General features: G+C 70.2%; 37 protein-coding genes. 14 read left to right on the top strand and 23 right to left on the bottom strand.

Going from position 1 to position 24,723, the window contains the following annotated elements:
- Positions 1 to 25: 25 nt before the first annotated feature.
- From ACQEV1_RS52600 to ACQEV1_RS52685, 18 genes are all read right to left on the bottom strand, one after another.
- The gene (locus ACQEV1_RS52600) at positions 26 to 613 is read right to left on the bottom strand and encodes a hypothetical protein (protein ID WP_433406258.1); all 588 of its coding nucleotides are present in this window, start codon (positions 611 to 613) and stop codon (positions 26 to 28) included.
- Complete coding sequence (locus ACQEV1_RS52605) at positions 613 to 1,116, bottom strand: hypothetical protein (RefSeq protein WP_433406260.1); 504 nt, start codon at positions 1,114 to 1,116, stop codon at positions 613 to 615. The genes ACQEV1_RS52600 and ACQEV1_RS52605 overlap by 1 nt, the downstream gene beginning before the upstream one ends.
- 6 nt (positions 1,117 to 1,122) lie before the next feature.
- Positions 1,123 to 1,419, bottom strand: a complete 297-nt coding sequence (locus ACQEV1_RS52610; protein ID WP_433406262.1) for a hypothetical protein — start codon at positions 1,417 to 1,419, stop codon at positions 1,123 to 1,125.
- Position 1,420: 1 nt separating this feature from the next.
- A complete protein-coding gene (locus ACQEV1_RS52615; protein ID WP_433406264.1) occupies positions 1,421 to 1,762 on the bottom strand; it encodes a hypothetical protein in 342 nt (113 codons plus the stop codon).
- Positions 1,763 to 1,825: 63 nt separating this feature from the next.
- Positions 1,826 to 2,266: a hypothetical protein gene (locus ACQEV1_RS52620; RefSeq protein ID WP_433406267.1), complete on the bottom strand. Its 441-nt coding sequence runs from the start codon at positions 2,264 to 2,266 to the stop codon at positions 1,826 to 1,828.
- On the bottom strand, positions 2,263 to 2,625 hold the full coding sequence (locus ACQEV1_RS52625) for an HK97-gp10 family putative phage morphogenesis protein (protein WP_433406269.1): 363 nt from the start codon (positions 2,623 to 2,625) through the stop codon (positions 2,263 to 2,265). The genes ACQEV1_RS52620 and ACQEV1_RS52625 overlap by 4 nt, the downstream gene beginning before the upstream one ends.
- A 3-nt stretch (positions 2,626 to 2,628) precedes the next feature.
- On the bottom strand, positions 2,629 to 3,051 hold the full coding sequence (locus tag ACQEV1_RS52630) for a DUF6093 family protein (protein ID WP_433406271.1): 423 nt from the start codon (positions 3,049 to 3,051) through the stop codon (positions 2,629 to 2,631).
- Positions 3,051 to 3,434: a hypothetical protein gene (locus ACQEV1_RS52635; RefSeq protein WP_433406274.1), complete on the bottom strand. Its 384-nt coding sequence runs from the start codon at positions 3,432 to 3,434 to the stop codon at positions 3,051 to 3,053. The genes ACQEV1_RS52630 and ACQEV1_RS52635 overlap by 1 nt, the downstream gene beginning before the upstream one ends.
- Before the next feature lie 41 nt (positions 3,435 to 3,475).
- Positions 3,476 to 4,195 (bottom strand): hypothetical protein, encoded by a 720-nt coding sequence (locus ACQEV1_RS52640; RefSeq protein WP_433406276.1) that lies wholly within the window; start codon positions 4,193 to 4,195, stop codon positions 3,476 to 3,478.
- Entirely contained in the window at positions 4,195 to 5,457 is a 1,263-nt protein-coding gene (locus tag ACQEV1_RS52645; RefSeq protein ID WP_433406279.1) for a hypothetical protein, read from the bottom strand. Before ACQEV1_RS52645 ends, ACQEV1_RS52640 begins: the two co-directional genes overlap by 1 nt.
- A gap of 14 nt (positions 5,458 to 5,471) precedes the next feature.
- Complete coding sequence (locus ACQEV1_RS52650) at positions 5,472 to 5,750, bottom strand: hypothetical protein (RefSeq protein WP_433406281.1); 279 nt, start codon at positions 5,748 to 5,750, stop codon at positions 5,472 to 5,474.
- Positions 5,751 to 5,771: 21 nt separating this feature from the next.
- Positions 5,772 to 6,920 carry a hypothetical protein gene (locus ACQEV1_RS52655; protein ID WP_433406283.1) on the bottom strand — a complete coding sequence of 383 codons (1,149 nt, stop codon included), beginning with the start codon at positions 6,918 to 6,920 and terminating at the stop codon, positions 5,772 to 5,774.
- Positions 6,921 to 6,933: 13 nt separating this feature from the next.
- Positions 6,934 to 7,287 (bottom strand): capsid cement protein, encoded by a 354-nt coding sequence (locus ACQEV1_RS52660; RefSeq protein WP_433406286.1) that lies wholly within the window; start codon positions 7,285 to 7,287, stop codon positions 6,934 to 6,936.
- Between the two features lie 42 nt (positions 7,288 to 7,329).
- On the bottom strand, positions 7,330 to 9,345 hold the full coding sequence (locus ACQEV1_RS52665; RefSeq protein WP_433406288.1) for a hypothetical protein: 2,016 nt from the start codon (positions 9,343 to 9,345) through the stop codon (positions 7,330 to 7,332).
- 10 nt (positions 9,346 to 9,355) lie between these two features.
- Positions 9,356 to 9,688, bottom strand: a complete 333-nt coding sequence (locus ACQEV1_RS52670; RefSeq protein ID WP_433406290.1) for a hypothetical protein — start codon at positions 9,686 to 9,688, stop codon at positions 9,356 to 9,358.
- A gap of 4 nt (positions 9,689 to 9,692) precedes the next feature.
- Entirely contained in the window at positions 9,693 to 10,766 is a 1,074-nt protein-coding gene (locus ACQEV1_RS52675) for a phage minor head protein (protein ID WP_433406291.1), read from the bottom strand.
- A 24-nt stretch (positions 10,767 to 10,790) separates the two neighbouring features.
- Positions 10,791 to 12,437 carry a hypothetical protein gene (locus tag ACQEV1_RS52680; RefSeq protein WP_433406294.1) on the bottom strand — a complete coding sequence of 549 codons (1,647 nt, stop codon included), beginning with the start codon at positions 12,435 to 12,437 and terminating at the stop codon, positions 10,791 to 10,793.
- A 35-nt stretch (positions 12,438 to 12,472) separates the two neighbouring features.
- Positions 12,473 to 13,951: a hypothetical protein gene (locus ACQEV1_RS52685; protein ID WP_433389668.1), complete on the bottom strand. Its 1,479-nt coding sequence runs from the start codon at positions 13,949 to 13,951 to the stop codon at positions 12,473 to 12,475.
- Positions 13,952 to 14,012: 61 nt separating this feature from the next.
- Here ACQEV1_RS52685 and ACQEV1_RS52690 point away from each other — a divergent pair, with 61 nt between their 5' ends.
- Complete coding sequence (locus ACQEV1_RS52690) at positions 14,013 to 14,339, top strand: hypothetical protein (RefSeq protein ID WP_433389671.1); 327 nt, start codon at positions 14,013 to 14,015, stop codon at positions 14,337 to 14,339.
- Positions 14,340 to 14,432: 93 nt separating this feature from the next.
- On the opposite strand, the gene ACQEV1_RS52695 is transcribed toward ACQEV1_RS52690, so the two are convergent.
- Entirely contained in the window at positions 14,433 to 14,654 is a 222-nt protein-coding gene (locus ACQEV1_RS52695; RefSeq protein WP_433389673.1) for a hypothetical protein, read from the bottom strand.
- An 80-nt stretch (positions 14,655 to 14,734) separates the two neighbouring features.
- On the opposite strand from ACQEV1_RS52695, the gene ACQEV1_RS52700 reads away from it, so the two are divergent.
- On the top strand, positions 14,735 to 15,223 hold the full coding sequence (locus ACQEV1_RS52700; protein WP_433389676.1) for a hypothetical protein: 489 nt from the start codon (positions 14,735 to 14,737) through the stop codon (positions 15,221 to 15,223).
- A gap of 52 nt (positions 15,224 to 15,275) precedes the next feature.
- Here the strand turns inward: ACQEV1_RS52700 and ACQEV1_RS52705 are convergent, their stop codons facing one another.
- Both ACQEV1_RS52705 and ACQEV1_RS52710 read right to left on the bottom strand, forming a co-directional pair.
- Positions 15,276 to 15,518, bottom strand: a complete 243-nt coding sequence (locus ACQEV1_RS52705) for a hypothetical protein (RefSeq protein ID WP_433389683.1) — start codon at positions 15,516 to 15,518, stop codon at positions 15,276 to 15,278.
- Positions 15,515 to 15,769 carry a hypothetical protein gene (locus ACQEV1_RS52710; protein WP_433389685.1) on the bottom strand — a complete coding sequence of 85 codons (255 nt, stop codon included), beginning with the start codon at positions 15,767 to 15,769 and terminating at the stop codon, positions 15,515 to 15,517. The genes ACQEV1_RS52705 and ACQEV1_RS52710 overlap by 4 nt, the downstream gene beginning before the upstream one ends.
- Before the next feature lie 84 nt (positions 15,770 to 15,853).
- Between ACQEV1_RS52710 and ACQEV1_RS52715 the strand changes: the two genes are divergently transcribed.
- The 6 genes from ACQEV1_RS52715 (at position 15,854) to ACQEV1_RS52740 (ending at position 20,139) form a co-directional block, all read left to right on the top strand.
- Complete coding sequence (locus ACQEV1_RS52715) at positions 15,854 to 16,453, top strand: DUF6011 domain-containing protein (RefSeq protein WP_433389688.1); 600 nt, start codon at positions 15,854 to 15,856, stop codon at positions 16,451 to 16,453.
- A gap of 27 nt (positions 16,454 to 16,480) precedes the next feature.
- Positions 16,481 to 16,705 carry a hypothetical protein gene (locus ACQEV1_RS52720; protein ID WP_433389690.1) on the top strand — a complete coding sequence of 75 codons (225 nt, stop codon included), beginning with the start codon at positions 16,481 to 16,483 and terminating at the stop codon, positions 16,703 to 16,705.
- Between the two features lie 50 nt (positions 16,706 to 16,755).
- Complete coding sequence (locus ACQEV1_RS52725; RefSeq protein WP_433389693.1) at positions 16,756 to 17,355, top strand: hypothetical protein; 600 nt, start codon at positions 16,756 to 16,758, stop codon at positions 17,353 to 17,355.
- Positions 17,356 to 17,508: 153 nt separating this feature from the next.
- Positions 17,509 to 18,693 (top strand): poly-gamma-glutamate synthase PgsB, encoded by a 1,185-nt coding sequence (gene pgsB, locus ACQEV1_RS52730; RefSeq protein ID WP_433389695.1) that lies wholly within the window; start codon positions 17,509 to 17,511, stop codon positions 18,691 to 18,693.
- Positions 18,694 to 18,706: 13 nt separating this feature from the next.
- Positions 18,707 to 19,189 carry a poly-gamma-glutamate biosynthesis protein PgsC/CapC gene (locus ACQEV1_RS52735; protein ID WP_433389698.1) on the top strand — a complete coding sequence of 161 codons (483 nt, stop codon included), beginning with the start codon at positions 18,707 to 18,709 and terminating at the stop codon, positions 19,187 to 19,189.
- A complete protein-coding gene (locus ACQEV1_RS52740) occupies positions 19,186 to 20,139 on the top strand; it encodes an NlpC/P60 family protein (protein WP_433389701.1) in 954 nt (317 codons plus the stop codon). Before ACQEV1_RS52735 ends, ACQEV1_RS52740 begins: the two co-directional genes overlap by 4 nt.
- A gap of 161 nt (positions 20,140 to 20,300) precedes the next feature.
- Here ACQEV1_RS52740 and ACQEV1_RS52745 read toward each other — a convergent pair whose 3' ends face one another.
- Positions 20,301 to 20,714, bottom strand: coding sequence for a hypothetical protein (locus tag ACQEV1_RS52745; protein WP_433389704.1), 414 nt, complete (start codon positions 20,712 to 20,714; stop codon positions 20,301 to 20,303).
- A 213-nt stretch (positions 20,715 to 20,927) separates the two neighbouring features.
- Between ACQEV1_RS52745 and ACQEV1_RS52750 the strand changes: the two genes are divergently transcribed.
- Positions 20,928 to 21,131: a hypothetical protein gene (locus ACQEV1_RS52750; RefSeq protein ID WP_433389707.1), complete on the top strand. Its 204-nt coding sequence runs from the start codon at positions 20,928 to 20,930 to the stop codon at positions 21,129 to 21,131.
- Between the two features lie 75 nt (positions 21,132 to 21,206).
- Entirely contained in the window at positions 21,207 to 21,707 is a 501-nt protein-coding gene (locus ACQEV1_RS52755; RefSeq protein ID WP_433389709.1) for a hypothetical protein, read from the top strand.
- A 274-nt stretch (positions 21,708 to 21,981) separates the two neighbouring features.
- Here the strand turns inward: ACQEV1_RS52755 and ACQEV1_RS52760 are convergent, their stop codons facing one another.
- Complete coding sequence (locus tag ACQEV1_RS52760) at positions 21,982 to 22,359, bottom strand: hypothetical protein (protein ID WP_433389712.1); 378 nt, start codon at positions 22,357 to 22,359, stop codon at positions 21,982 to 21,984.
- A 235-nt stretch (positions 22,360 to 22,594) separates the two neighbouring features.
- Between ACQEV1_RS52760 and ACQEV1_RS52765 the strand changes: the two genes are divergently transcribed.
- From ACQEV1_RS52765 to ACQEV1_RS52780, 4 genes are all read left to right on the top strand, one after another.
- Positions 22,595 to 23,110, top strand: coding sequence for a hypothetical protein (locus ACQEV1_RS52765; protein ID WP_433389715.1), 516 nt, complete (start codon positions 22,595 to 22,597; stop codon positions 23,108 to 23,110).
- Between the two features lie 117 nt (positions 23,111 to 23,227).
- Positions 23,228 to 23,494 carry a hypothetical protein gene (locus ACQEV1_RS52770; protein WP_433389718.1) on the top strand — a complete coding sequence of 89 codons (267 nt, stop codon included), beginning with the start codon at positions 23,228 to 23,230 and terminating at the stop codon, positions 23,492 to 23,494.
- On the top strand, positions 23,491 to 23,907 hold the full coding sequence (locus ACQEV1_RS52775) for a helix-turn-helix transcriptional regulator (RefSeq protein WP_433389720.1): 417 nt from the start codon (positions 23,491 to 23,493) through the stop codon (positions 23,905 to 23,907). The genes ACQEV1_RS52770 and ACQEV1_RS52775 overlap by 4 nt, the downstream gene beginning before the upstream one ends.
- Positions 23,908 to 23,971: 64 nt before the next feature.
- A complete protein-coding gene (locus tag ACQEV1_RS52780; RefSeq protein WP_433389723.1) occupies positions 23,972 to 24,511 on the top strand; it encodes a hypothetical protein in 540 nt (179 codons plus the stop codon).
- The last annotated feature ends 212 nt before the right edge of the window (positions 24,512 to 24,723 follow it).

A 24,723-nucleotide genomic window follows, 5' to 3' on the forward strand; every position in this document is an offset into this window, starting at 1 on the left:
CCCTCGTCGTCGTAGGTGTAGCGGGTTACCCGGCGAGGCTCCCACCCGAGGAACCGGCGGCGGGAAACGCCCCAGGCTCGGGCTGTGACGGCCTCGGCGCGGAGCTCGCCCGAATCGCGGAGGCGGCGAACGAGAAAGGGACGTCCACCTTCTTGCGGTTACAGGCCAGGGCCGTGTCGTACAGCTCTTCCCACTGCCCGTCGGTGATCTTGTCGTGCAGCCGCTCGGCCTGCTCGACCGTCATCTTCGGGTCCAGCGCGCACGCAGCGACCAACGCGGCGGGCCACGTGTCGAGGTTCACTCCTGCGCCGGCCTGCTTCTGCTCCTCGGTCGGCGGGTGCTTCGCGAGGAGGTCGGAGTAGGACTTGGCGCCCAGGGCGGTGAACCGGAACATGGTGACGTGCTCGGCCATCTTCCGGCGCACGTCCTCGATCTGCTCGGCCAGCTCACGCGCCCGCACGCCGCCGGCGAGCGCATCGTCGTCGGTCTCTTCGGCCTCGCGGAGCTGCCGTTCGAGGACCTCGAAATCGGCCTGAAGGTTCCCCTTCAGGCACAGCTCGACGGTCTTCTGCGGCAGCTCCGCGGACCCGAGGATGTCCTCGATGTCGGCCATTAGGCGGCCACCGTCGCCCGCTGATCGCCCGAGGCGTAGTTGAACAGCTTGACCATGAACTTCTGCGGAGCGTTTTTCTCCGGCGGCTGGAGCGCGGGCAGTCCGCACCGGCTCGGGTAGGTCTCCACGTTCTGGCCTGCGGCGTACGCGGTGGCCTCGGGCAGGTTCCTGCGGACGACCAGCGTGCCGACCGCCCCCCGGGTGAGGGTGTTGTACGCGACGTCCTGAGTGGAATCTTCCTTGCGCTTGCAAGTCAGGGAGTTGTCGTGGCTATCCATCCCGACGTCCTGCGTCTCCTCCGTCGAGGCGAGCGCGGTGTTGTCGACCGCCGCGGTGTCCGGCTTCAGGTCAAGGCCGTCCTTGGTCACGAACCACTGCAGGTCGACCACACCCGGGGCCGTGAGTTCGGCGAGGGTCGGGTTGGACACGTCGGCGAGGGCACCTGGAACCCAGGTGACCTTGATCATTCCGTCGTTCAGCAGATCCGTCGCGGTGTTCGTCATCGCGCGCTACTCCTTGGTCTGAGCCGCACCGGCGGCGGTCTTGCGGGTCTTCGAGCCCCGGGCCTCGCCGGGGGCGGGTCCGTCGCCTCCCGGTTCGGATCCGGCGGACGTGGGGCCGACCGGCTCGCCGCCCGCGTCGGTCTGCGGCGCGGTGTCGTCCGGGGGAGGGTCGTCGTAGCCGAGGCGCTTCCGCTCGTCGGCGTCGACGGGCACGTACGCGGGCAGGTGCTTCAGCGCGGTCTCGGGGATGTCCGCGGTGGCGCCGGTGACCTCGTGGCGGCAGGTGATGAAGGCGACGGCCATGTCAGACCACCCCGATCTGCTTTGCCGCCCACGTCACCGAGGCGGTCGCCGACCAGCCGAGAGCGATGCGGCCCCCGTCGGAGGGGTCCCCGTACGCCGCGAGCATCGGGATGTCCTGCTCGCCGGCGGCGGCGATCGACCAGGTCTTCGCCGGGTTCGCCACGCCGTACTGCGTCTTGCCGGGCGGGTTGACGGTCAGCGTGACCGGAGCCGCGCCGCCGTTCTTCACGGTGACGAACACTCCGCGGCCGCCGGCGGCGACCTTGTCGCCCGACGCCGCGGTGTTGTAGGTGGGGGTGACGCCGTCGACGGTGATCGCCTTCGGCGTGGCGGTGGTTCCCATGCGCTCCTTCTTTCGGGCATGCGGACAGGCCCGCGCGGCGGCGGGGCATACGGCGGGATGGGGTCAGGCGGGGGCGGGCCCGGTGCGGAACGCGAGCTCCAGGACGAGGTAGTGCACCGGCGGCGCGACGCTGTCGTCCCGGGAAGCCGGACGGTCCAATGTCAGCCAGACCGGATATGACGAGCGGCCAGCCACAGTGAGGCGCCGGCCGACGAGGGTCTTGACCTTGTCCGCCACGGCCTCGGCGCCCTCCGAGGTGGCGGCGACGCAGGTGACCTGGCAGCGGTAGTCCAGGTACTCGCTGGGGTCGGCCAGGTCGCCGTCGGGGATTCCGGCGCCGGGGTAGAGCACGGCGTACGCGGTGAAGGCGGTGCGGCCGGGCTCGCCCTGCCAGCCGCCGTCGTCCGGCCGGCCGCCTCGGCCGACGAGCACGCCGACGCCGGTCAGGGCCGCTTCGAGGGCGTCGGTGTGGGGCCGGGACGGCGCGGCGGGCAGCAGGCTCACGGCAGGATGCTCCCGCCGAGCTCCTCGACGGCCGCGACGAACGCGGGGACGTTGCGGTCGAACGCGGGACCCATATACGCGTGGGGCGCCATCTTGCTGGTGCCCCACTCGACGAACCCGCCGTAGTTTGCCGTCGGCCCGGCCTCGAACCCCATGCCGTCGCCGTCGAAGTCCACGTTGATGGAGTTCTTGAGGTTGCCGGTGTCGACGGGGACGAACGCCTGCCCGTCGTGGACGATGTCGTTGCCGACCTTCTTTACAGCCCGCGAGCCCTTGGCAGCGACGATCAAACCGGCGTGGGTCAGGTCCGCGTCGAGGGCGTTAAGCTGCTCGACGCCCTCGATCCACACCGTGGCCATGGTTCAGTCCTCCCGCTCGTCACACACGAGGTCGCGCTGCCACTGCTCGGAGCCGTACGCCACCGAGATCACGCGGAACGCCTTGCCGACGAGGCCGGCGTCCGGGGCGAGGGTGATGTGCACCGAGGCGTTGATGGGGATCTCCACGGCGTCGTAGCTGATGGAGACCCGGTAGCGGTGGTGGGTCTCCTGCGCCTCGCCGATGAGGTCGACGGCCTCGTCCTGGGACAGGGACAGCACCCGGCACGGCCCGGCGTACAACGTGGCCGGGTTGCCGGGGGTGTAGTTCCCGTCGCCGTCGGTGGTTCCCGCGTCGGTCTGGTGGGTGATGACGCACTCGGCGTTCATGGTCGCGGTAGCGGTGGGGCGGTGGACGTTGCTCCACCGTGGGTCGATGACCCGGGAGCCTCTGCCCTGGAGAGGCATCACCACCACCGTTCCGGCTCGGTCAGCTCGTGCCCCCACAGGGGTCGGGTGAACGGGTCGATGAAGTCGACGATGTCGAGGCCGCCTGCGGTGTCGGGGTCGTCCTCGTCGACCTGGCGGCGCAACTCGGCGGCGCGCTTCAACAGGGCGTCGCTGACCTTGGCGCCGTCCGTGGCGAGGTCCTGGGTCGTGATGACCTTCGCGACCAGCGCGGTATTCGACGCGGCCGCCTCGAGGGCCGCGGCGGTCGCGCGCTTCACGATCCCGCCCTCGATCGCCAGGAAGGCGTCGATCTGCGGGTCGTCGAAGAGCTGGTTGTCCTCGTCGGTGTCGGGGATCAGGACGCGGACCTGTCCGGCCGGCGTGGTGTAGTCGATCGGCATCGGTCACCTCCGTCCCATCGAGGTCGTGGGCTTGCAGGTGGTCACAGGTGCACGCCCCAGAGGCCGTTGCCAGGTGGCGTCGGCGCGGCCGCCGGGCGCAGCGCGATCGAGAACGCGGCCCAGGGATGGGCCTGGGGGCTGGCGGCTGGGCCCGCCGTGGCGGTCATGATCCCGGTGGCCGCCGCGGTGGCCTGCAGTAGATCTGCCGATCCGATGGCGGCGTTGTTGACCGACGCGATCGTGGAGCACGCGGTCTTGGCTGTGCCGAACCCGGAGGGCGGTGTCCAGTCCGTCCAGTTCGTGTTCGTCGTGGTCGCCATGCCGTAGAAGTCCACGACCATGGCGCCGTCGGTGGCGGGGGTGAGGCTGGGGCAGTCCGGGGTGGCGTCTGCCGTTCCGGAGTTCGCGGTGCCAATCGTGACGTCGTACGCCGTGGTGGTGTCCACGCCACGGTACGCGCGGGCGATCACGCCGATCTCGCCGGACACGGTGGAGCTGACCGTGATGGTCGCTCCGGAGTCGCTAGCGGCGACCGCTCGTTTGGACCACAGGCCCATGCGGAATGTGCTGGTGCCGGGCCGTACGAGCGGGACGTCGTTGCTCCAGCCGGCTACGGTCACAGCCGGAGCGCTGGCGGTGACCAGTCCGACGGCCAGCAGCACGAAGTCATCGTCCTGGAGGGTCGGCAGGGTGATCGTCCGGGCGCCCTCAGCGGCTGCCGACGCAGACTGCACCTGGTCGACGCGGGTGATCCCCGCCATCAGTACACCTCGACCTGCACCACCAGATCACTGCCGGCCACGGTCGAACCGACCTGATCCAGGTCGACGCTCAGGTAGTCACCATCCGCGAGAGTGTTGATGTCCATGTTCGTGACCTTGCCGCTGGTCGTGGCGCCGGCGGCGATCGCCGGCCGGTTCGCCTGGGTCGTGAAGATCGTCGCGCCGTTCTTGTTGACGTCGACGACGATCGCGGAGCCGGTGGGGGCGGTTCCGGCCGACGCGCGTACCGACCGGATGGTGAGCGTGGTCCCGGTGTCGTTGTAGAGCCGTGCCTTGCCCGTCGCGGTGGCCAGCGTGCCCGGCAGGCTGAACGGCAACGTTCGACCGAGGTTCGCAGCCCGCACTCGGCCAGCCCCGTCGACCCACGCGAGCGCGACGTTGTTGATGTCGGTCCAGTCGGTCAGGTTCGCCGACTGGCTGGCGGAGTGCTGCTTGACCCGAAACGGCGTCTGGTTGTCCGCGATGGAGATGACCCGCGGCATGCCGTACTCGTTCAGGTAGCCCGTGCGGGTCCATGTCGGGCCCAGGGCGGTGCCGGTGTTGACGTACACGCCGAAGGTGTCGGGAGCGCCCAGGCCGGTGCGGTCCCCAGTCGGGAGGCGGATCGCGAGCGCCTGGGTGGAGTTGTCGCCCTCGGGGATGATGATGACCGACCCGCCCGCGAGCTTCACATATTTGCTCGCGGCGTCAGCCCGGTCGCCGTGCGGGTCCGACGCCGCGGCGTGCGTGGTGACGGCGGCCGCGGACGTACCGGCCGGGTCGGCGCCGACCGACGCCGCAGTCGGCGCGGCCGGCGTTCCGTGGACGTGGTCGCTGCGCGCCGGTGTGGACGCGCTGCCGCTGTTGGAGCTGGCTCCGAACGCCGTCTGCGCGGTCACGCTGCCGAAGCTCTCGCGGCCGTGGACGTGATCGGCGCGTGCCGGTGTGGTCGCGGTGCCGACGGCGGCCGTGTCCCCGACCGCGCTGTTGCCGGGCGCGGAGCTGGCGAGCGCGGGCGTGCCGTGGGTGTGGTCACCGCGAGAGGCGGTCGACGCTGACCCGGCGGATGCGGCTGCCCCGTAGGAGGTCTCGCTCGTGACGGTGCCGGCGAGGCTGGGGCCGCCACCATCGCCTCCGCCGGGGATCTGTGCGGAGGGGATGAGGCCGCTGGCGTCGAGCGGGCCGGCGGGGCCGCCGACCTCGCCGACGCTGCTGACATCGACCTTGTTCGGGTCGCCGGTCACGTAGCCGACAGCAGCCATGCCTCATCACCCCCTCACGAGCTGGTGGTCTTGCGGGCGGTGGTGTTGCGTTGAGCCGGCCGGGACCCCGAACCGGCCGGCTTGCGCTTGGCCCCGCTCCCCGCGTCCGCGGTCTGGGCCTTGGCCGAGGGGGCGGGGGGCTTGGGCTCGGTGAGCTCGACCGTGCCGTCCTCGCCCGTGCTCGGGGGCGGGGACGGCGTACGCTCGAGGAGCTGCCGGAGCTGCCGGAGCAGCCGGTTGGTCTCACCGAGCTGGTCGTGGATCGCGGCGAGGAACTCCTGGTCCCTCGTCACAGGGTCCGGAGCTCCCATCGGTCAGGAGCCGGAGCCGTTCGACCCGACGCTCATCTTCGGGTCGACGGTGGTTCCGCCGTAGACGTGCCGGACCTTCTTGGCGTTGCCGTCCGTGGCGAAGTCGACCATGTCCTCGGCGCCGCCCCCGATGCGGCGGGCGTCGGGGATCTTCTCGAACAGCGCCGGGGCCTCGTAGCCGCGGAGCCGGCCGAACTCCATCGCCGGGCGTGCGCTGGAGGTGCTCGCGAACACCCACCAGGACGTGTCGGCGTTCGCGCTGGTGGCGACCGCCGGGATCCAGTAGTTGATGTTCAGCCGCAGGTTCGCGGCCAGGCCGTTGCCGGTAATGATCCGCAGGTTGGAGCCGTCCTGGACGCGGTACTCGGTCGTGTCGATGATCTCCTGCGCGGTCAGCGCGAGACCGGGGCCGACGACGAGCTCGACCGCGGTGACGACGATCGGGTTGCCGCGCTCGTCCTTCCGCTTCATCAGCGTGGTGATCGCGCCCTGCAGAGCGGTCCGGGACAGCGGCGGGTTCCCCGAGATGAGGTTGCCGTTGCCCGAGGTGAAGAAACTGGCGTTCGGGCCGGAGGTGTCGCAGAACAGGCCGGTGACGAACGCCTCCTCGCTGTCGACGACGGAGTCGGCTAGGTCCTGCGGGAGCCGCCGGAACATATCCAAATCGTCGTTGATCATCGCCTCCCAGGAGGCGGCGAACGTGGCGCCGTACTTGGAGACGGCGTACTCGTACTCGGTCTCGGTCTGCGCCCGCTCCGGGTACTCGCTCAGCTCGCCGACCTTCTGCAGCTGCCCGCGGATGCCGCTCGTCGCGAACCGCTTGACCTTGCGGAAGTCGTTGACGGTGGCCGCGCGGGCGTAGTTCCGCCAGGTCGGGGTGGTCGCCATGTACGCGCCGTAGAGCTGGCGGTCCAGCGAGTCCCCGAAGAGCTGGGGGAAGTCCGAGGTGGACATGGCCTCGGCGAAGTGGGCGAGCGGACGAGTCCCAAACAGGATCTCGTCCATGAACCGCTCGGCCTCGCCGAGCATCTGCAGGTACTTCGGGTTGTCGCTGCGGCGGACGCGGCGGTCGCCGCCGAAGGCCTGGTAGATCGGGTCGGCCTCGTGGTCGAGACGCTCGACCGCCGACTCGAACAGGGTGCTGGTCGTCATGGTGGGCGGTCTCCTAGTACCCGATCTTGACTTCGATGGAGGCAGTGGCGCCGGACGTGACGGCGCCGAGCGCGTAGCCGAAACGGACCCCCGTGGCCTTCTTGGAGAGCTTCGGGGTGTCCGCGTCGACGTAGTAGAGAAGGTCGCCGACCGCGACGGCGGCGTTCCCGGAGCCGTCGACGCCCTTCACGGAGAAGGTCGCCGTGCCGTTGAGCTTGACGCTCGTCGTGCCGTCGGCGCGCTCCTTGGTCTGCGCGACACCGGGGAGCTGCCCGACTCGCACGGGGTCACCGGAGGCCGGGACGGCCGGGTCGGTGCAGACGAGGTCGAGGCAGTCGCCGTCCTCGTGGGTGATGTTCGTCGCCATCGTTCAGATTTCCCTTCCTGGGATTCGGTCCGGGACGGCCGGTCAGTACCGGCCGGCGGCGGCGCGCTCGGCGGCCTCGTCCGACATGCCGCGGCGCTTGTACGTCTCGACCAGTTCCTTGCGGGCGGCGTTGGCCTCCTCGAGCGAGCGCTCGTCGCTCCGGCCGCTCCAGCCGGCCGCGCCGTTCGAGCCGTGCCCGCGGACGCGCCCGGCGCCGGACGCTTCCTCCAGGCCGGCGAGGAACGCCTGCTCGGCCTTGACCGCCTCCTCCACGACGCTCTTGAAGGCGTCCTCGTCGAGGGTGTCCTTGTCCGTCAGCGGCACCGCGCGCATGGCCTCGTTGAGGGCGCGGGTGCGGGAGACGGCGGGCAGGTCGGACTCGTCGAGGATCTTGGTCGCGATCGGCCGGGCGGCGTCGGTCGCGCGGAGCCGGGCGGTCTCGCGGCGGGCCTCGGCGAGCGCGGTGTTCGCTTCGGCGAGGTCGGCGCGGGCCTGGTCGCGCTCGGCGAGTGCCGTGTCGCGGCCCTCGGTCAGCGCGCGCGCCTCGGCCTCGGTCAGTTCGGGCATCGTGCCCTCCTGTTCTTCCTTGGTGGGGTCGGGCTGGATGCCCGGCGCGTTTTCGGTGAGGCCGTCGCCGCCGGCCGTTTGGCCGGTGGGTTCTTGGCCGGTGGGGACGTAGGTGGTGCGCTGGGTGACCTCGACGGCGTCGCCAGTGAGCATGACGGCCTGGGTCTTCTCCTCGACCGTGTAGGGCTGCTGGTAGAGGACGCAGTCGGTCGGGTCCTCGATGCTGAAGACCACCCAGTCGTCGGTGTTGTCGCGGACCCAGGTGTAGGTGTCCTTGGCGCCGTAGGTCTCCTTGACCGCCCGGGACAGCGCGGTGGACAGGTCCCCGGCGGTCATGCCGTGGGCCTCGCGGAGCGTCCGGCGCGACTCGCTGACATCGGCGGTGTCCTCGGGCGGGCCGTCCCACAGGTCCCGCTGGTACAACTGCGGAGCCGCGGCGGTCACCGACTTCGTGAACGCGTCGAGGGCATCTCCGATCGCCGACGACAGCGCGATCCGCTCATCCCGGGTGACGCGCCCGCCGCCGTACATGTCGTCGGCCAGGTCGGTGAATTCCGCGTGGATGCGGGACTCCAGCCACGCCCCGACGTTCCGCCCCTCGACGAGGCTCGCCGCACCGGTCGCAGCCGCCTCCTCCTGGGCCATTCCGGCTGCCTTCAGCAGGCCTGCGGGCGGGTCCTCCTTGAGCTGGTTCTTGTACAGCCCGACCAGTGCCTTCGCGGCGGCCGTCTTCTTCTCGGCCGAGACGCCCTTCACCGCGCCCACGCCGTGCGCGCCGGCCGCGGCGTGCACCGCGTTCCGGTTGAGCGCACCACCCGGCTCCTTCACCGGCAGGGAGTAGTCGCTCTTGTTGTCGGAGGCCTCGTCGGGCTTGATCAGGCACGCGGCCCGCCACTGCTCGATCGTGTAGTCCGCCGCGGAGAAGTCGCTCCACGGCTTGTCGGAGACGGCCTCGACCAGCTCGTCACCGGCGGCGCGCGCGGACTCGATCAGCTCGAGGACACGGCCGCCCGCGCCCGCCCGGGTCACCCAGTCGACCGAGAGTCCTTCCTCGATCGACTCGACGATCGGTCCCTGCCGGCCTTCGGCTTCGCCGTACTCGGTACGGCCGTGTGCCCGGATCGACAGGCCGATGCCCTTGGCGAACTCTTCGTTCAGCAGGTCCTGCCACTGTGGGTAGACCTGGACCTCGGCGACCAGACCGCGGCCGGGCTCCCAGACCGGGTCGGTGACGATCCGGCTGGCGAGGTCGCGGACCGACCGCTCGGGCCGCTCGATCCGCTCCTCGATCGTCGGGTGGTCCAGGTACATCTGGGTGCCGGCGGGCCAGGCCTTTGGCCCGTCGGACTGGAGGACGGCCTCGCTGTAGTAGCCGCTGCTGCCCCATCCGGGCGCGATCAGCAGCGCACGGAACCGGCCGCCCTTCGGCTGCGTCTGCTGGACGTCTGTGAGGCTGCCCGGCGCCTCGGTGAGCTCGGTCAGTTCCGGCATCAGGGTCTCCTCAGCGGACGGCGTCGCGCTCGAGCTGCGCGGCCGCGGCGACGAGCGCGTCGACCTGGTCGGCCAGAGTGCGCACGGCGGTGGTGATGCGGTGGATTCCGGCGCTGACCTGCTCGTCGCCGTCCTGCGGGTCGCCCTCGTGGAGGGTCTTGGCCGTACGGTCGGACAGGTCGGCGAGTTGGCCCCGCAGGTCCTCGGCGAACGCGCGGACGTCGCCGGCGAGCGCCAGGCCCTCCCCTGCGAACGTCGCCTCGGTCTTCGCGTCCTCGTCGGCCTTGCGCGCCGGCGGCCGGGCCTTCGGCGACGTGGCCTTGTCGTCCTTGCTGGTGGCCATGCGGTCACTCCCTTTCAGCGGGTCTGTTCTGCAGCAGGTCTCGGAGCGGCGCGGGTGCCCAGGAGTCCCGCCATCCGGCCGTCGTCCGCCGCTGAGGCAGGTCAGCCCAGGCGATCTGGCCGCGCTGGAGGGCGTCGAGGCGTGCGGCGCCCATGATGTGGACCTGGTCGGCGCGGGGCAGCGCGGCGAAGACCTGGCGGGCGTCGGGCAGCAGGTCGGGCGGCTCGGGGATGTCGAACCCGAGGTCCGTCCACGACTTGGTCTTCGGCATCCGGGAGCAGCGGCCCTGCTGATGGTCCAGCGGCCCCGGCTCGTCGAGCGGGTGGAGCGTGCCGTTCTTGGCCCAGCACGATGGGCAGGTCCGTCTCGTCAGCTCGGCGTGCCAGATCCAGCCGGCCAGCAGCTTGCTGTTCGCGGCCTGCTGGGCGGTGGCGGCCGCGCGGTGCGCGTCGAGGATCTCGGTGCGGGCGATCACCAGGGCGCGCTGCAGGCCGCCGTTGAACGCGCCTTCCAGCCGCTGCAGGATCCGGCGGGCGGTCTCGCGCGGGTTGTCGCCGACCGCGACGCCGCGCACCAGCTCCCGCTTCATCGCCTCGGTCGCGTCCGCGGACAGCGGTCGCAGGAGCGAGGTGATCTGCTCGCTGGTGCGGACGACGATCGCGTGCAGGGTCGCGGCCTGCGCGCGGTCCAGGGACGTGGCGAGGGTCGCCTTATCGCCGGCGGCGGCCGGGAGCTGGGAGGCGATGATCTTCGCGGTGTCGGTGGCCGTACGGCTCACCACGCCGGCGACGGCCTCGCGGAGGTCCGCGCCGCCCTGGAGAGCGAGCTGTTCGAGCTGAGTCTGCGCGAGGACGAGCGCGCGGTGCAGGCGGGCGGCGCGGGCGAGCTGCGCGCGGGTCGGCCGGTCGTCTCCGGCGAGGCGGACGAGTTCGTCGAGGGCGGCGGTGAGTTCGTCCACGATGGTGTCCCAGGCCCGGGCCCATGCCTGGACGAGGCGGCGGGTCTGCTCGTCGGCGACGTCCAGGACGGCGCGGCGTAGTTCCCGGGCCAAGGCGAGGGTGTCACGACGGATCGCCACTGATGCTCCGTGATGTCAGCGGCCTCACGCGGCGGCCTCGGGCGGCTGCTGCTCGATGCCGGTCGCCCCGGCGTCGCCGACGACCGCGGCCGGGTCCTCGCCGCGCCGGAACGCGTCGACCGCGGCCTGGGCGGCGGTGGCGTTGGGCGGCAGGAACTGGCCGTCGTCGTCGGTGACCATGTCGAGGATCTCGTCGACGTCGTCGACGTGGAGCGCGACGAGCAGGAGCCGCAGGACCTCCAGGGGCGGGATGTAGCCGAGGCTGTCGGCCTTGACGATCGCGTCGACGAGCATCGCCGGGTCCGTGTCTTCGAGCTTCGGCCAGTCGACGGTGACGGTGCGGGACGCGTCGCCGGCCAGCTCGACCCACTCGCGGTCGCCGTCGCGCCGTACGGTGCCCTTCAGCAGCCCGTCGGGTGCCTTGGCGGCCTGGTCGATGACGTAGCCGAGGATCGTGCGCAGGACCTCGGTCCACAGGCCGCGGCGGCCCTGCATGGCCAGCTTGGTGGGCTCGTCCAGCGTCTCGGCGGTGGCGCGCGCGCCGGTGACGCCCGGGTCGCCGAGCAGCATCGTGATGGGCAGGTCCAGCGCCGCGGCGACCATCGTCGCGAGCGGCCGGCCGGACTCGCTGTCGATCGTCGCGCCGGTCTTCGGGATGGCCTCCAGCGCCATGTCGGCCGGCAGCGACGCGGTCGCGCCGGCGTGCCGCCGTTCGCCCGTGACGGGGTCGGCGGACGGCGCGGCCGACAGGGCGCGGCGGGCCTGCGCCTGCCGGGACCCTTTGGACGTGAGCCGCCAGGCGAAGCGGGACAGGGCGCGGACCAACGTGGCCCAGTCGGTGAGGAACTCCCTGTACGCGTTGGCCCAGTCGATCGCGGCGTACGCATCGGGGATGCCCCACTGCCAGCCCTCGGGACTGTTCACCTTGACGTGCACGACCGGCGCGTCCCAGCGGACCTCCCGGCTGCCGATCTGACGCGGCCGGGTCACCGGCCGATATCCCATCGCCGGGTAGTACGCCTCGCGCTGCGTCTGCGTCAGCGTCCCCGAGGCGAGGTCGAAGCGCCTCTCGGTCCAGCGGCGCAGGTAGAACTGCCGTTTCGCGGCGTCGTCGGGGTCGGTGATGATCTCGGCGACCTCGTCGAACGGGATGGTGCGGATCTGCACCGCGCCGGTCCGCGGGTTCGTGAAGCACGCGAAGAACACGTTGCCGTCGGTGCCGAGCGACGCCTCGTTGCGGTCCCGGGCGGTCTGGCCGAACAGGACGTCCTGGTTGCCGGGGTCGTCGATGCAGGCCTGCACGACGGCGTTGACGTCCTGGCCGGAGCGGGCGGCGCGGCGCCGGTCGCTGCGGGAGGTCTTCACGCCGATCTCGACGCCCTGCCCGTGCACGTACCCCTGCCGGAGCGACAGGCCTCGTTTGATCAGCGGGTTCTTGATCGACATGAGCCTGCACGCCACCGCGATGTCGATCAGGCCCTGCCGGGAGAACTCCTGCTGCGACCGGGCGGCCATCTGCTGCCAGCCCGGCTCCCGCATCCGGTTCTCAAGGTCGGCGATCGACTCTTGCAGGTGGGAGACCATCTGCCGCTCGGCGTGCAGCGCCTCAGCGATCTCGCGGCGGCCGGTCGCCCGGTACCAGGTCTCCTGGAGCAGGGAGGTGACGCCCATGCGTGCCCCCTCCCGGTCGGCGTGGTGCAGGTTCGCTAAATGGGGCTGATCTCATACGCGTCCAGGTCCTCATCCAGGTCCTGGCCCTCGACGACGTCGTCGGTCGGCGGTACGACGACGTGCGCCTTGGCGAGCATCACCGCGTCCGCCCGGTCTGGAGACGGCAGGCCGCGTTTACGCATGTCGTCTTTGGACTCGATCAGCACCTGGCCGCGCGCGGTGTACTTGAACTTCACCGTCCCAAGCTGCGCGGCGAGCTCGTCGTCGTCCGCGGCGATGTCGATGTCGCCGGCCTCGAACCGCTGGCGGAGCCCCCACCACCATTCGGCGCGGGCGTTCGCGAACTTCTCGCTGTTGATCGCGGCCGCACCGGACTGCATGTCGACGACGTCGTGGCCCACTCCGAGGAGCTCGTCGACGACACCGGCGCCGACGCCCACACCGTCGACGCGGAGCTCGTCGACGTCGTGCTCGCGTTTCGTCGCGATGACGTGGCCGGTGGTCTCGGTGGTCCGCAGCTTGGCGTGGTCGCCGACGATCCGCACGACAGGCCCGCGGGCGAGCGCGAGGATCGTACGGTCCGAGCCGAACCGGGCGACGTCGACGCTGAGCACGCTGTGCGGGCCGGGGTCGAGGGCACGGGCCTGGGCGGCTTCGATCCAGCGCGGCGAGATGAGGGTGTCGTCGCCGATCTCGGGGAAGTCGCCGAGGACCTTCGCGATGTAGCGGGGGGACTTCTCGCCCCAGCGGCGGCGCTTGTCCTCCTCCCACTCGGGCGCGAGGAGGAGCGGCCGGAGCGCTTCAGGAACGGCCTCGCCGGTGAAGTTCGGGGTATCGAACGCGCTGATCCGGATGACGTTCCAGCCGGAGCCGGGCTTGCAGACCTTGCCGAACTCGGTGTTCGGGTCGTCCGGGTTGCCGATCACCAAGATGCGGCAGTCGGCGTTGGTCGTGATCGCCTCGACGGCGGTCCAGATCTGCTCGGGTACGCCGCACGCCTCGTCGATGATGACGAGGACGAACCGGCGGTGGATGCCTTGGAAGCCGTGCTCATCGCGGTCAGCCGGTTTGCGGCCCCAGCCGACGAGCGTGCCGTCATCGAGCTTCCACTCATCGGATTGGAGGATTCGGCCGGGCAGTGGCTCGTCACGGGCCGTCGCGCGTTTGGCGCCGGCGCGGATCTCTTCCCACAGGATCGCGTGGACCTGCGGGTAGGTCGGGGCGGTCGAGACGACGAAGGCCTCGCCGGGCGGGTGTACGTCGATCCAGTACTGCGCAATCGTCGCAGCTAGGAACGACTTTCCGGCGTCGTGGCAGGACTTGACCGCGGTGCGTTTGTTCGCGACGACCGATTCGGCGATCTCGCGCTGCTTGGACCACAGGTGCAGGCCTTGGCGTTCTCGAGCCCAGTCGACCGGACGGCCGAGGTACGGGTTCGGTTTCGGCGGCTCGAACCGGCGGGCCGCGAGCTCGAACGGGTCCAGGGCGACGCCTGCGGCTCCCGGCAGGTTCACGGCGTGGCCCTGATCGGCCAGTGCCGCTCCGTACGGTCAGGCATCGGCGATCCTCACGGTCATGACCAGATCGAGGGCCGGCCGTACGGCGGCCGTGTGCGCGTTGGCAGTGCTGCTCGCCGGGTGCGCAGACCACCGGACACCGCGGGAGCAGGTGCGGGCCGCGTGCGAGAAGTACGTGGCCGCGAAAGCGAAGGCGGATCACCTGGCAGGGCGGCCGCGGTTCGTCGCCGAGAGCGTCGAGATCGGCGCTGTCCGGACCCGGGCGTCGGTTGACGGCACGGTCCAGCTCGGCCAGCAGCGCCACGACTTCCTGTGCTCGGTGGAGAAGAAAGGCGGCCACTGGCGGCAGGTCGTGGTGATCTGGCGGGACTTCACCGGCCTGTGAAATGCGAAGACCCCGCACGCTGGCGGGGTCATTCTCGGCGACAGCTCACCGATCTTGGAAAGATGATGTTGGACAGGGTCACGCTCCGTCAAGTCAGGCTGATCGCGTGTTCCGCTCCCAGGTCTCGCGCTCGGCGTCGAGCACGGCCTGTTCGGTGACCCAGACGCGCCGGCTGCCGGGGATGCGGAGCGGTTTTAGGTAGCCCTTGTGGATCCACCAGCGCAGCGTCGCTGGCGCCTTGTTCACGTTCGGGAGCGCGGCGGCCTCGTCGATCGTGAAGACCTCCGACAGTGGGTCGTTCGGATCCAGGCGCACATGATCATTGTGCCTGGTCGCCCTGGCCCGCGTGAGCCAAGCTCCAGGCCGGAAATGCCGCCCTGTGGAAAGGTTTCGCTATGGCTGTTGCAGCGCTCGTCATCTCGATCGTTTCTCTCCTCGTTGCCGGTCTGGCCGCGTGGTTCACCTGGCGGCAGACACGGGCCGAAGAGGCCGCGACATCCATCGAACGGAAGCGTCACCACGCGGAACGTGAGCCGGCCTTCGAGGGCCGCGTCAAACTCGTCAGCAATAGTGGCTGGCATCGGCTGGACCTGCGGCTCGCTCAGGGCGGGCCACTGGCCAAGGTCACCGTGACGATCGTTGAGGGCGACGGAGTCGAGTTCGCGGGCAACCAGTACGGTGTGCCGGGCCCAGCCGCGCGCGCCACCGCGTTCACGATCAACCCGTTGAAACGGGATGAGTTGGCGACGTGGCGGGTTCTGCTCGCCGACTCACGTTCAAGCCGCATACGGCTCGTGTGCGAATGCAGCGACGACGCTGGCGACACGTGGGAAGTGTCTACGTGGGTGGACCTGCCGCCGAAGGTCAGAATCAGCGTGTGGTGAAACGCAGCCACCAACATTTCCGTTCATCTGGCGGACGCGACGCTCGGCGGACTCAGGACGCGGTCGTCCTGAGCCAGTGGGCGCACGCAGGGCACAAGTCGAGCCAGCGCGGGCCGATCTCGGTGTCGGCGACGTACGCCAGCGCCGCACGCTCGCCGCACCTCAGGCAGGGGTGCACCTCGTCGAGCCGCCGACGCTCCATGTCCTGGCCCGTGTAGCTGGCCGGGGCTTCGGGCAGCAACGTCGGGTTTGCCCTGAGGAGATGCAGCATGCCGTCAGCGGTCGGCTCGCTCATGGCCCGGAGACCTTCCCATCGCGGATGTTGGCGACGTACGCGCGGGTCCAGCCGGAGGCCTCGACGACCTCGTTCAGGCGACCGCGCACCTGCGGCTCGCCGCGCTTCTCGGGGAAGCACTGGGGGATCAGCTCGAAGATCTCGGCCCGGTCGCGGTCGATGCGGTCCCGGAGCTCGGCGATCCGCGCGATGCGTTCCTCATCGGTCTTGAGGGCGGGGCGGTCGCCGTCGGCGTGGGATGGATCGGCCATGACCCGAGTATCGCATACGCGATATGCCTAGTCTCTATGCATAGTGAGTTGACTTTGGATAATCAGTAGGCATACTCTTTATACATGATGACGACGCGGGCCACCCAGACCGTCACCCTCAACTGCGGCCACCGGTTCACCTACACCGCGGGTGAGGGCCAGCTCTCCATCCCCACCTGGCTCGCGCCCGACCACCCCTACACCTGCATCCACTGCTGGAACCTCCACGGCTACGAGGGCGTGCGCTACGTCGTCCACGTCACCGACATCGAGCCCGAACCCGCGCAGGCTCCCAAGCCCCGCCGTTGCCTCCGCCCGGGCTGCGGCCGCACCCTCACCTCCGCTCAGAGCATCGCCCGCGGCTACGGCCCCACCTGCTGGGCCAAGGTCCGCAAGGCCGCCCGGGACGTCGCGCTCGCCCAGTTCGCCCACGTCCCACACCTGGTCGCGAAGGCCGAGGAGCTGATCGAGGCCGGCGGCATCGTCCCCCTCCGCAGCGGCCGCGTGTTCCGCACGGCAGGCAGTCGCGGCGCCCGCTACCTGACCGCGCCCGAGGCTTGCAACTGCGCGGCCGGGCTGCGCGGCAAGCACGTCTGCCACCACCGGATCGCGGCGGCCGCCGTACGCGCCACCTACGACCTACGCCCGGCCACGGCGCCCACCGCCTACGCCCTCGCTGCCTGAGCCAACCCGGAACGGAAGGAGACCGTCGTGACGAAGTTCGGCCCCGGCGACGAAGTGCTCGTCACGCGCTCGGCCAAGCCCGGCGAGCGCACGACGTGGCGCGGCGTGATCCTCGCCGGCGACTCCGAGGAGGGGTTCTCGCTGCGCGGCGTGTGCCTCACCACGGGCAACGCCGAGCACTCCTGGTTCTCCGGGGCCGAGGTGCTCAAGCGGACATACGGCTGCATCCAGACCGTCACCCGCGCGGAGTGACTCCCATCCCCGCCGCCTGACCAGCCCTTTCCAGGCAGGAAGGACCCCCAATGACCGACCTCACACCGTCGATCGTCATCCGGTACACGGACCGCGACGGCAAGCCCGCCAGGCTCGGTCCGATGACCCGTATGGAGGCCGGCCCACTCCTGGCCGAGATCCTCGGCGGTCTGGATCCGGACGCGACGTGGGCCGACCTTCTCGGTGATCTCCGGCGGCGCCTTCCGGTCGGCGTCCGGGTTCGCCACGCCACTCGGGAGCTGTTCGGCGCGGTCGTCGAGGACGACGGGGCCGGCGCGCCGGGGAGGGCGGCGGCGGGGCGGACCGCATACTCCATCACCCACAAGGCCGTGACGTACGTGGCCGTGCGGTGGGACGACGGCACGGTCGGTTGGTACGTCTCCGACTGGATCGCCAAGCTCGCTCACGCCCGCCAGCCGAACCCGCGGATGCCTTCCCAACGGAACGTCCGGTACGGATCCGGCCGCCGGCCGGTGGGCCCGTCCTCACCTGCGGTCACCTTGTGCGACGCGCCGGCGACCGACATCGACCTGTCGCTCCGCGAGGCGCGGTCGAAGGCTCATGTCAAGCACCTGACGTGCCCGGACTGCCGCGCCATCGTCGCGGCTGGCCGTTCGACTCCGGGATGAGGTCGCGGTCCAGCCCCAGGCGGTAGCCACGGGCCGGACCCCGACGTCTGCTTCCGGGCCTGCCCTTCGCGAGGGACGGGCAGGCTCGGCCCCCTCCCGCAAGTCCCTCACGCACTTTCCCCAAGCAGCTCCCGACTGGGGGCAAGGAGCTACATGCGCATGTCCATCGTCTGGATCTTTTACCTGTTGCTCGCCGGCGGCTTCACGGTGCTGGTCGCCTGGCTGGTCTCCGAGCAGCGCCGTCACACGCGCAACCTCGAGCGGATCCCCGTCCGCATCCTGGTGAACGGCATCCGGGGCAAGTCGAGCGTGACCCGGCTGACCGCCGGCGCGCTGCGCGGCCCCGGCCGTACGGTCGTCGCGAAGACGACCGGGTCCGCGGCCCGGTTCATCGCGCCCGACGCGGCCGAGATGCCGATTCCCCGCCGGTTCGGGGTGGTGAACGTCATCGAGCAGCTCGGCGTCGTACGGCGGGCGGCCGAGCTGGCCGCCACCTTCCTGGTCGCCGAGTGCATGGCCGTGCAGCCCGACCTTCAGGAGCTGAACCAGAACAGGCTCATCAGGTCCACGATCGGGATCATCACGAACGTCCGCCTGGACCACGTCGAGGAGATGGGCCCCGGCCTGGAGGACATCGCCCGGTCGCTGTCGCGCTCGATGCCCTGGGGCGGGGTGTGCTTCACCACCGAACGCGAGCACTTCAGCGTCCTGGCCCTTGAGGCGATGCGGCGGAACTGCACGCTGATCCGGGTCAACCCCGAGAACGTTACCGACGCGGAAATGCGCGGGTTCGACTGGATCACCTTCAAGGACAACGTCGTGCTCGCGCTCGCGGTCGCCCGCTACCTCGGTGTGTCCCGCCGCGAGGCGCTCGCCGGGATGTACGCGGCGCCGCCGGACCCTGGTGTGCTGCGGGTCGAACGGCGCCAGGTCGGCGCCGCCGAGCTGCAGGCGGTGAACCTGTTCGCGGCGAACGACCCGCAGAGCACCTTGATGAACATCGACCGGCTGAACCTGGCCGGCCGGGACGTGCAGGTCGTCATCAACTGCCGGCCCGACCGGATGGAACGCAACGCTCAGATGGGCGAGATCGTCGCGGCGATCGACCCGTCGCAGGTGTACCTGATCGGCTCCCCGACCCGCTCGGCGCTCCGCGCGATCTCCCCCTCGTACCGGCCCCGCGTCGTCGACCTGGGCGGCGAGGAGCACACCGGCCCGGCGCTGCTCGAGCGCATCGGCGCGCGCCTGCGGCCGGCCACGACCCTGCTCATGATCGGCAACATCCACGGCCGGGGCGAGCACTTGCTCTCCGCCCTCGGCATGGGTGACGTGAACTAGGAGACCCTCCGAAATGAACCTCATCCCTGCGGTCGGCATCGATGTCGGCCCGGCTCTGTCCGCGGTGATCCTGGCGATCGGGCTGCTCGGCGCGCTGATCTGCTACCTGGTCACCAACCTGTCCCCGGGCGGGCTGATCGTGCCCGGCTGGCTCGCCCTGACGGTCGTGGAGTGGCCGAAGACGGTCCTCGTCGGCGTCGCCGCCACGGTGACGACGTACGCGCTGATGAAGGTGCTGCGCCGGCACGCGATCCTGTACGGCAAGCGGCTGTTCGCCGCGACCGTGCTGGTCGCGGTCCTGATCGAGGTGGCGCTGTTCCTCACCCTGCGCGGGCGGTTCCCGGCGTTCTTCCCGCACAACACGCTCGGCCTGGTCGTGCCCGGTCTGATCGCCTACCAGATGGACAAGCAACGGTTCCTGCCCACGCTCGTGTCGTTGGTCTCGGTCGCCGCGGCCACGTGCGTCATGCTCACCGTGGGGGTCGCTCTGTCATGAGGAAGCCGATCATCGCCCTGGTCGCCGTCGCGGCCGCCGCCGTCATCGCGCTCATGCCCCTGCTGTCCCGCACGGTGGTGGACGCGAAGGAGCGTCACCGGGTGGGGCACTCGGCGCGGCCGCTGCTGCCGGGATACCGCTACATCCGCTCCCGGCACCCGGACCGTACGAGCGTGTACGACGAGCGTGACCACCTGGTCGCGACGCTCACCGAGGGCGCGCGGACGGTCGTGTTCCGGCCGAAGTCGCGGACGTTCACCGACCCGCAGGCGGCCGCGCCGGTCCGCACCGGCGCGTGGGTGCGGTTCGCCCCCACGGCGTGGCGGTTCGGGCAGCAGAACACCGCGGCGTTCCGGGCCTGGTTCGCCCGGGAGGTCACCGACATCTCCCCGGACCTGCTCGCCGACGCGATGCGATACGTCACCGGCGGGCCGGCCGACGCCGGGTTCGGTCCGTACGCCGAGGATGAGGAGCACCGGGTGCGTGGCGCGGACTGGAACGACTACCTCGGTGTCGCCTGGGGCGGCCTCCAGCCTGATCCGCGCCTGCACCGGGACGTGGACTGCTCCGGGTTCGTGCGGCTCGTCTACGGCCACGACATGGGCATCAAGCTGTACGCCGACACCGGCTCGCACGCGGACGGTCTCGGCCGGTTCTCGCGGTCGATGGCGGCCGGGGCGCCAGGTGTGGTCATCGCGGACAGCCGGCCCGAGCAGCTCACGGACCTCGACGAGCTCGAGCCGGGAGATCTGGTGTTCTTCGCGCTGCACTCCCGGACGCGGATCTCGCACATGGGGTTCTACCTCGGCCGGGACGAGGAGGGGCACCCTCGGTACGTGTCGTCGCGGATGCGCGCGAACGGGCCGACGTTCGGTGACGCGGGCGGCGCGGCCGTCCTGAACGGTGACGGGTACTACGCCCGGCACCTGCGGGTCGTACGGCGCTTGTGACCGCTGCCCGGCCTTCGGCGGCCGGCCAAATGCTCGAGGCCGGCGAGGCCTGCGCCCACCTTTGGGCGGTGTCCTCGCCGGCCTCGGTTTGTGCTTCCGCAGGTCGACCACTCCGAGAGGAGAGGGGCCGTCCCCGGCTGGCTGCCGGGGACGGCCGGTGATCACTCCTCCGAGGACTCGTCGTCCTCGGCGTCGAGATCGATGTCGAGATCGAGCAGTCCGGAGATCTGGATGATTCTCCGGACTGCCAGCTCGATCCCCTCAAGCCGCCAGGGCGCTGGCCCGGCGATCTTGGTGAAGGCCCAGAGGTCCCAGGCGACGAGCCACTCCGTCAGCAAGCGGCGGAGGAAGTCTCGCGGCATTGGGTCGATCGGCTCCTCGTTGAGGAGGACGGTCCGGGCGCGGTCCATGGCGGTGATAGCCGTCACGAGGTCCCAGGCGTCTTCCTCCATCGGGGGGAGCCCGATCGGGAGGGGGAGTTCCTGGAGGTGCTTGCTCGCGAGCGCGTACGCCGACGAGAGCGCCTTCAGGAGCTGTTCCATCCGCTCCTCCGGGTCTGGCAGTTCGTCTGCCATGCCTTTCTCCTCTCTGGAGTTGTCAATCTGCGGTGCCGGGTCGGGGGTCTCACTCCCCTTGCCGACATGAACAACAATAGCCTAAGTCCAGTCGTTACGCAAGGATATAAGGCCGATAGAGGAGGTGGAGTACGAGAGATAAGTCCTTGCGTAGTGACAGGACTTAGGCTAGATTAGTCCTTGACGGGAGCAAGGGAAGGAGGTGAGAATTACATGGCAGACCGGATGGACCAGCTCATCGCAGCGGCCGCCCGCCAGGGCTGGTCGGTGCGGCAGACGCCGCGCGGCGTCTGGGTGTTCCGCAAGGGCCTGATCACGGTGACCGCCAAGCGCACCCCGGAGACGGGACGCGAGTGGCTTTCCCTGATCGGCGCTCTCAAGGGCGCCGGGCTGGACTTCCCGCCCACCGGGAAGTAGCCGGAGGGGCCGCGTACGGGCGCGGCCCCTCCCCATCCATCCACTCCGACGGGAGCAAGGAAGGACACCACCATCATGGCCTCATGGCACGCCGAGGTCACCCTGACCGGCAAGCCAGGCGACACGGCGATCGAAGAACTCACCACCACCCTGCCCGGTTTCCCGGTCATCACCGCCGACGAGCAGACCGGCCGCCTAACGGTCGCCCTGGCCGTCGACGCCTCCACGGTGCGGCAGGCCACCGACGCCGCGTTCAAGGCCGTCACCGACGCCGCGCGGGCCGTGCTCGGCAAGGCCGAGCTCGTCGGCGTCCGGGTGCTCAGCGAGGAGGACTACCGAGCCGAGGTCGAGCGCCCGGCCCGGCTCGACCTGGTCGGCTCGACCGAGGGCTCCAAGCTGTTTGACCCACCCATCTCCCGGCAGCGTTTCGAGGAGCTGGCCCGCACGCACCCGGACTTCCCCCCGCACGTGGCCGAGCTGGCGCGCGGGAAGGTCTACACGCGCGCGAGCGTCGAGGCGTTCGGCGGGCGGTGGGAGCGGAGGCGCACCGGGCGGCCGCCCAAGGCGAAGGACTGATCATGCGCGGTGTACGTGCCACACCCCCGGCCGGCCTCGGCGCGCGCCCAGGCGGCGGGAGACCGTCGACCTCCTCCGATGGAACAGGCCGGCCGAGGAGGAGGTAGGTACTATCGAGGTGGCTCTCTGTGAGGGTCAATCTGCACGGGACCGGCGGGTGTCTCACCAGGCTTTCGAGCCTGTATCCCGCCGGTCCCTTTGTTTCTGGCAGACCGACAACTCCGGAGGAGGGGCGGGGTGCCGCCCCGAGCTGGCTGCTCGGGGCGGCGGCGACTCACTCGGGATCGATGTCCCGTGCGAGTCGTTCGTTGACCACGTCCGCTCCCGCGACGATTCGGCCTATCTGGATCTCGACTGCGTCGAGTAGCCAGGGCTCGGCGTCCTCGTCGTCGGCGAACAGCCATTCGCAGGCGGTGACCCAGTCGATGATCATCAGTCCGAGCTGCCACGCGATGTCGGCATCCATGGGGATGTCCTTGAGCAACGCGTAGGCGCGGACCAGACCCTTCCGGATCTCGTCGGCGTAGATGCTGTCCCCGACCTCGGGGAGCTGGATGCGGAGCGGCAGCCCCATGAGCATCTTGGCGATCAGGCCGTAGGCCTTGATCATTCGGATGACACACAGAGCGTGCCGCCGCTGGTGGTCGTCCACCGTTTCTCCTCTCTGGAGTTGTCAATCTGCCTGCCGGGCGGGGGTCTCACTCCCCTTCCGACACCACAAACATTACCACAGTTCTGTCCCGTGCGCGACGAGTCAGGCGGATTGAATCAAAGAAATTTCGCGCACCACTAAGGGGCAGAACTGTGGTATAGTTACTTGTGTTGGGCGAGGGAGTGAGACCCCAGACCCCGACACCGCAGATTGACAACTCCAGAGAGGACGCACCATGGGAGAACGACGCACCGCCACGCACGAGACCCACCTCACGGTCCGGCTCCTTGGACCCCACGAGGTGACCTGGCGGATCGCCAACGGCGAACTCGAGGTGATGATGCCCGGAGCGGTCATCAACGTCACCGACCGCAAGGCGCTCTCGGGCGTCTACGGGGCCTGGGTGGAGGCGGGCGTCATCGCCCTCAACGTCTTCACCGGCGACCGCCGCGCGGTCCGGCAATACGTGAGCCGGGTCCCGCAGCGGATCCTGGGCGTAGTGAAGATCAGCGGCAGGCAGCCGCATCCGACCATCGCCGGGAAGGCGCCCGAGATCAGCCCGAGCGGCTGCGGCCAGCTCGTGATCCGGCTCGGGCACCTCACGATCGTCTGTGACGACCGGACGGCGTGGGAGTCCCAGGACGCCGGATGGCGCGCCGCGTGCGAGAGCGCCGCCGAGGCATGGGGTGGCCCGCAACTCACCCTGGCCGCGTTCCGGGGAGAACAGCGGGCGAAACGACGCTACGAGTGACGAGAGGGGGCAGGCCACACGGCCTGCCCCCCGAGTTATCCACAGAACCGCGCGAGGGACTTACCCGCCCCAGGCTCACCCGGCCACAGTGAACACCACGCAACGAAAGGAGACACCATGTACACGGTGCTGGAAGTACCCGCCCGCCGACTGGTCGCCCAGGCCGCCGACCACGGCGGGGCGCTGCACCTGCTCGACGCCGAGTGCCGGCGCCTGCATGACCAGGCCGCCGCGGACCCCGACGCCGAGGCGCGCACCCACAGATTCGAGATCGTCAACGCCGGGACCGGCCGCGCGGTCGCCTGGCTCACCTACAGCCCCGACGTCGCCCGCCCGTACGTCAGCGTCCTGGTCGACGAAATGCCCGCCGGAGAACGACAGTGATCCCCCGAGGCCGGCCGGTCGTCGACGCGGCCGGCGCCGCGCAGCTGCTCGGCATCAGCTACAAGACGTTCCGCAACACCGCCGTCGCGGCCGATCCGGAGTTTCCCGCACCGGTGAACCCCGGCCGCCGGAAGCTGCTGTACGACGAGGCTCAGGTGCGGGCGTACGCGGCCGACGAGCCGTTGCCTAAGTTGCCGACCGGCGAGCACCCGGACGACCTGCTCGACGACCAGGAGACCGCCGACGTCCTCGACGTGGCGTACGCGACGATCCGCGCAGACCGGCGCGCCGACCGCCTGCCCGAGTACGTGGACGTACTTGGCGTGCCGCACTATCGGCGCGCGGACCTCGCACGAGTACCGACTGAGATGCGGCCAGGCCGCGGCGCCGGGGGCGGTCGGCCGCGGAAGTAGCTCCAAATGCCTAAGCTCCCCAAACACGAGAGCAGCAACCGCGTCACTCGGGCATGGTGAAGCTATGACACAGTGGGCAAACGTCTTAGCGACCGGTGGCGCAGCTGCGGCTGGCGGCGCGCTCACTGGATTCTCGGCTATCTGGGCTCAAGTTGTGACACACCGCGGAACGTCCAAGCGTGAGCGGGAAGCGCGCCGCGAAGAATCCCTGCGCAAACACCTTAACCTAGAGCAGGACACATTATTGGCGCTACAAGACGCCCTTGAGGAGGTCAGCTCGCTAGTCGCACGAATTCGCGTCGGTCTGATCGGGGACCCGATGGAGCTAGCGACCGAGGCCCACGGGAAGATCGGCCGCGCGATGAAGCTGGCGAACCGGACCCGTGCGATCGACGCGGCAAAAGCGGCCATTTGGTACTGCCGTTTAGTTTACGAAGCGATGGGACTTGATCTCGGTCTGGTGCTAGATACAAACTTTCTGATTGAAAAATCCAGAGCGGTTGAACAGGCATGGACCGACGCAATGTGGCTGACGGGCGAAGCTCTTAGAGCCCCCTACAGCCAGATCGATGATCTGGAGCCACCAGGGTGGGTAAAGGCTTAGATCCGAGGATCGCGGGTTCGGCACCACGGTGATCTCGTAGCGGCAGCGGCCGACGCGCGTGAGCCGCGCGCAGGGCTCCTTGGGCGCGTCAGGGCAGGGCCAGGGCGTGACGGTCGCGGCCGGGTCCATCGACGTGGATGGCGGCGTGTACCCCGGCGGCAGCTCGGCCTCGACGACCCGCGCACCTTGGCGGAACCCCACCAGCCACCAGC

Origin of the sequence: Actinoallomurus sp. CA-142502 (genome assembly GCF_050936355.1) — a bacterium.
GTDB classification, from domain to species: domain Bacteria; phylum Actinomycetota; class Actinomycetes; order Streptosporangiales; family Streptosporangiaceae; genus Actinoallomurus; species Actinoallomurus iriomotensis.

Coding starts and splice junctions, on each gene's coding strand:
- ACQEV1_RS52745 (WP_433389704.1), bottom strand. CDS start 20,714: ATGGCAGACGAACTGCCAGACCCGGAGGAGCGGATGGAACAGCTCCTG.
- ACQEV1_RS52755 (WP_433389709.1), top strand. CDS start 21,207: ATGGCCTCATGGCACGCCGAGGTCACCCTGACCGGCAAGCCAGGCGAC.
- ACQEV1_RS52635 (WP_433406274.1), bottom strand. CDS start 3,434: ATGCCGATCGACTACACCACGCCGGCCGGACAGGTCCGCGTCCTGATC.
- ACQEV1_RS52700 (WP_433389676.1), top strand. CDS start 14,735: ATGGCTGTTGCAGCGCTCGTCATCTCGATCGTTTCTCTCCTCGTTGCC.
- ACQEV1_RS52680 (WP_433406294.1), bottom strand. CDS start 12,437: ATGGGCGTCACCTCCCTGCTCCAGGAGACCTGGTACCGGGCGACCGGC.
- ACQEV1_RS52705 (WP_433389683.1), bottom strand. CDS start 15,518: ATGAGCGAGCCGACCGCTGACGGCATGCTGCATCTCCTCAGGGCAAAC.
- ACQEV1_RS52660 (WP_433406286.1), bottom strand. CDS start 7,287: ATGGCGACGAACATCACCCACGAGGACGGCGACTGCCTCGACCTCGTC.
- ACQEV1_RS52725 (WP_433389693.1), top strand. CDS start 16,756: ATGACCGACCTCACACCGTCGATCGTCATCCGGTACACGGACCGCGAC.
- ACQEV1_RS52690 (WP_433389671.1), top strand. CDS start 14,013: ATGACCAGATCGAGGGCCGGCCGTACGGCGGCCGTGTGCGCGTTGGCA.
- pgsB (WP_433389695.1), top strand. CDS start 17,509: ATGCGCATGTCCATCGTCTGGATCTTTTACCTGTTGCTCGCCGGCGGC.
- ACQEV1_RS52640 (WP_433406276.1), bottom strand. CDS start 4,195: ATGGCGGGGATCACCCGCGTCGACCAGGTGCAGTCTGCGTCGGCAGCC.
- ACQEV1_RS52715 (WP_433389688.1), top strand. CDS start 15,854: ATGATGACGACGCGGGCCACCCAGACCGTCACCCTCAACTGCGGCCAC.
- ACQEV1_RS52740 (WP_433389701.1), top strand. CDS start 19,186: ATGAGGAAGCCGATCATCGCCCTGGTCGCCGTCGCGGCCGCCGCCGTC.
- ACQEV1_RS52770 (WP_433389718.1), top strand. CDS start 23,228: ATGTACACGGTGCTGGAAGTACCCGCCCGCCGACTGGTCGCCCAGGCC.
- ACQEV1_RS52710 (WP_433389685.1), bottom strand. CDS start 15,769: ATGGCCGATCCATCCCACGCCGACGGCGACCGCCCCGCCCTCAAGACC.
- ACQEV1_RS52605 (WP_433406260.1), bottom strand. CDS start 1,116: ATGACGAACACCGCGACGGATCTGCTGAACGACGGAATGATCAAGGTC.
- ACQEV1_RS52735 (WP_433389698.1), top strand. CDS start 18,707: ATGAACCTCATCCCTGCGGTCGGCATCGATGTCGGCCCGGCTCTGTCC.
- ACQEV1_RS52670 (WP_433406290.1), bottom strand. CDS start 9,688: ATGGCCACCAGCAAGGACGACAAGGCCACGTCGCCGAAGGCCCGGCCG.
- ACQEV1_RS52625 (WP_433406269.1), bottom strand. CDS start 2,625: ATGGCCACGGTGTGGATCGAGGGCGTCGAGCAGCTTAACGCCCTCGAC.
- ACQEV1_RS52780 (WP_433389723.1), top strand. CDS start 23,972: ATGACACAGTGGGCAAACGTCTTAGCGACCGGTGGCGCAGCTGCGGCT.
- ACQEV1_RS52765 (WP_433389715.1), top strand. CDS start 22,595: ATGGGAGAACGACGCACCGCCACGCACGAGACCCACCTCACGGTCCGG.
- ACQEV1_RS52600 (WP_433406258.1), bottom strand. CDS start 613: ATGGCCGACATCGAGGACATCCTCGGGTCCGCGGAGCTGCCGCAGAAG.
- ACQEV1_RS52665 (WP_433406288.1), bottom strand. CDS start 9,345: ATGCCGGAACTGACCGAGCTCACCGAGGCGCCGGGCAGCCTCACAGAC.
- ACQEV1_RS52615 (WP_433406264.1), bottom strand. CDS start 1,762: ATGGGAACCACCGCCACGCCGAAGGCGATCACCGTCGACGGCGTCACC.
- ACQEV1_RS52645 (WP_433406279.1), bottom strand. CDS start 5,457: ATGGCTGCTGTCGGCTACGTGACCGGCGACCCGAACAAGGTCGATGTC.
- ACQEV1_RS52750 (WP_433389707.1), top strand. CDS start 20,928: ATGGCAGACCGGATGGACCAGCTCATCGCAGCGGCCGCCCGCCAGGGC.
- ACQEV1_RS52630 (WP_433406271.1), bottom strand. CDS start 3,051: ATGCCTCTCCAGGGCAGAGGCTCCCGGGTCATCGACCCACGGTGGAGC.
- ACQEV1_RS52655 (WP_433406283.1), bottom strand. CDS start 6,920: ATGACGACCAGCACCCTGTTCGAGTCGGCGGTCGAGCGTCTCGACCAC.
- ACQEV1_RS52610 (WP_433406262.1), bottom strand. CDS start 1,419: ATGGCCGTCGCCTTCATCACCTGCCGCCACGAGGTCACCGGCGCCACC.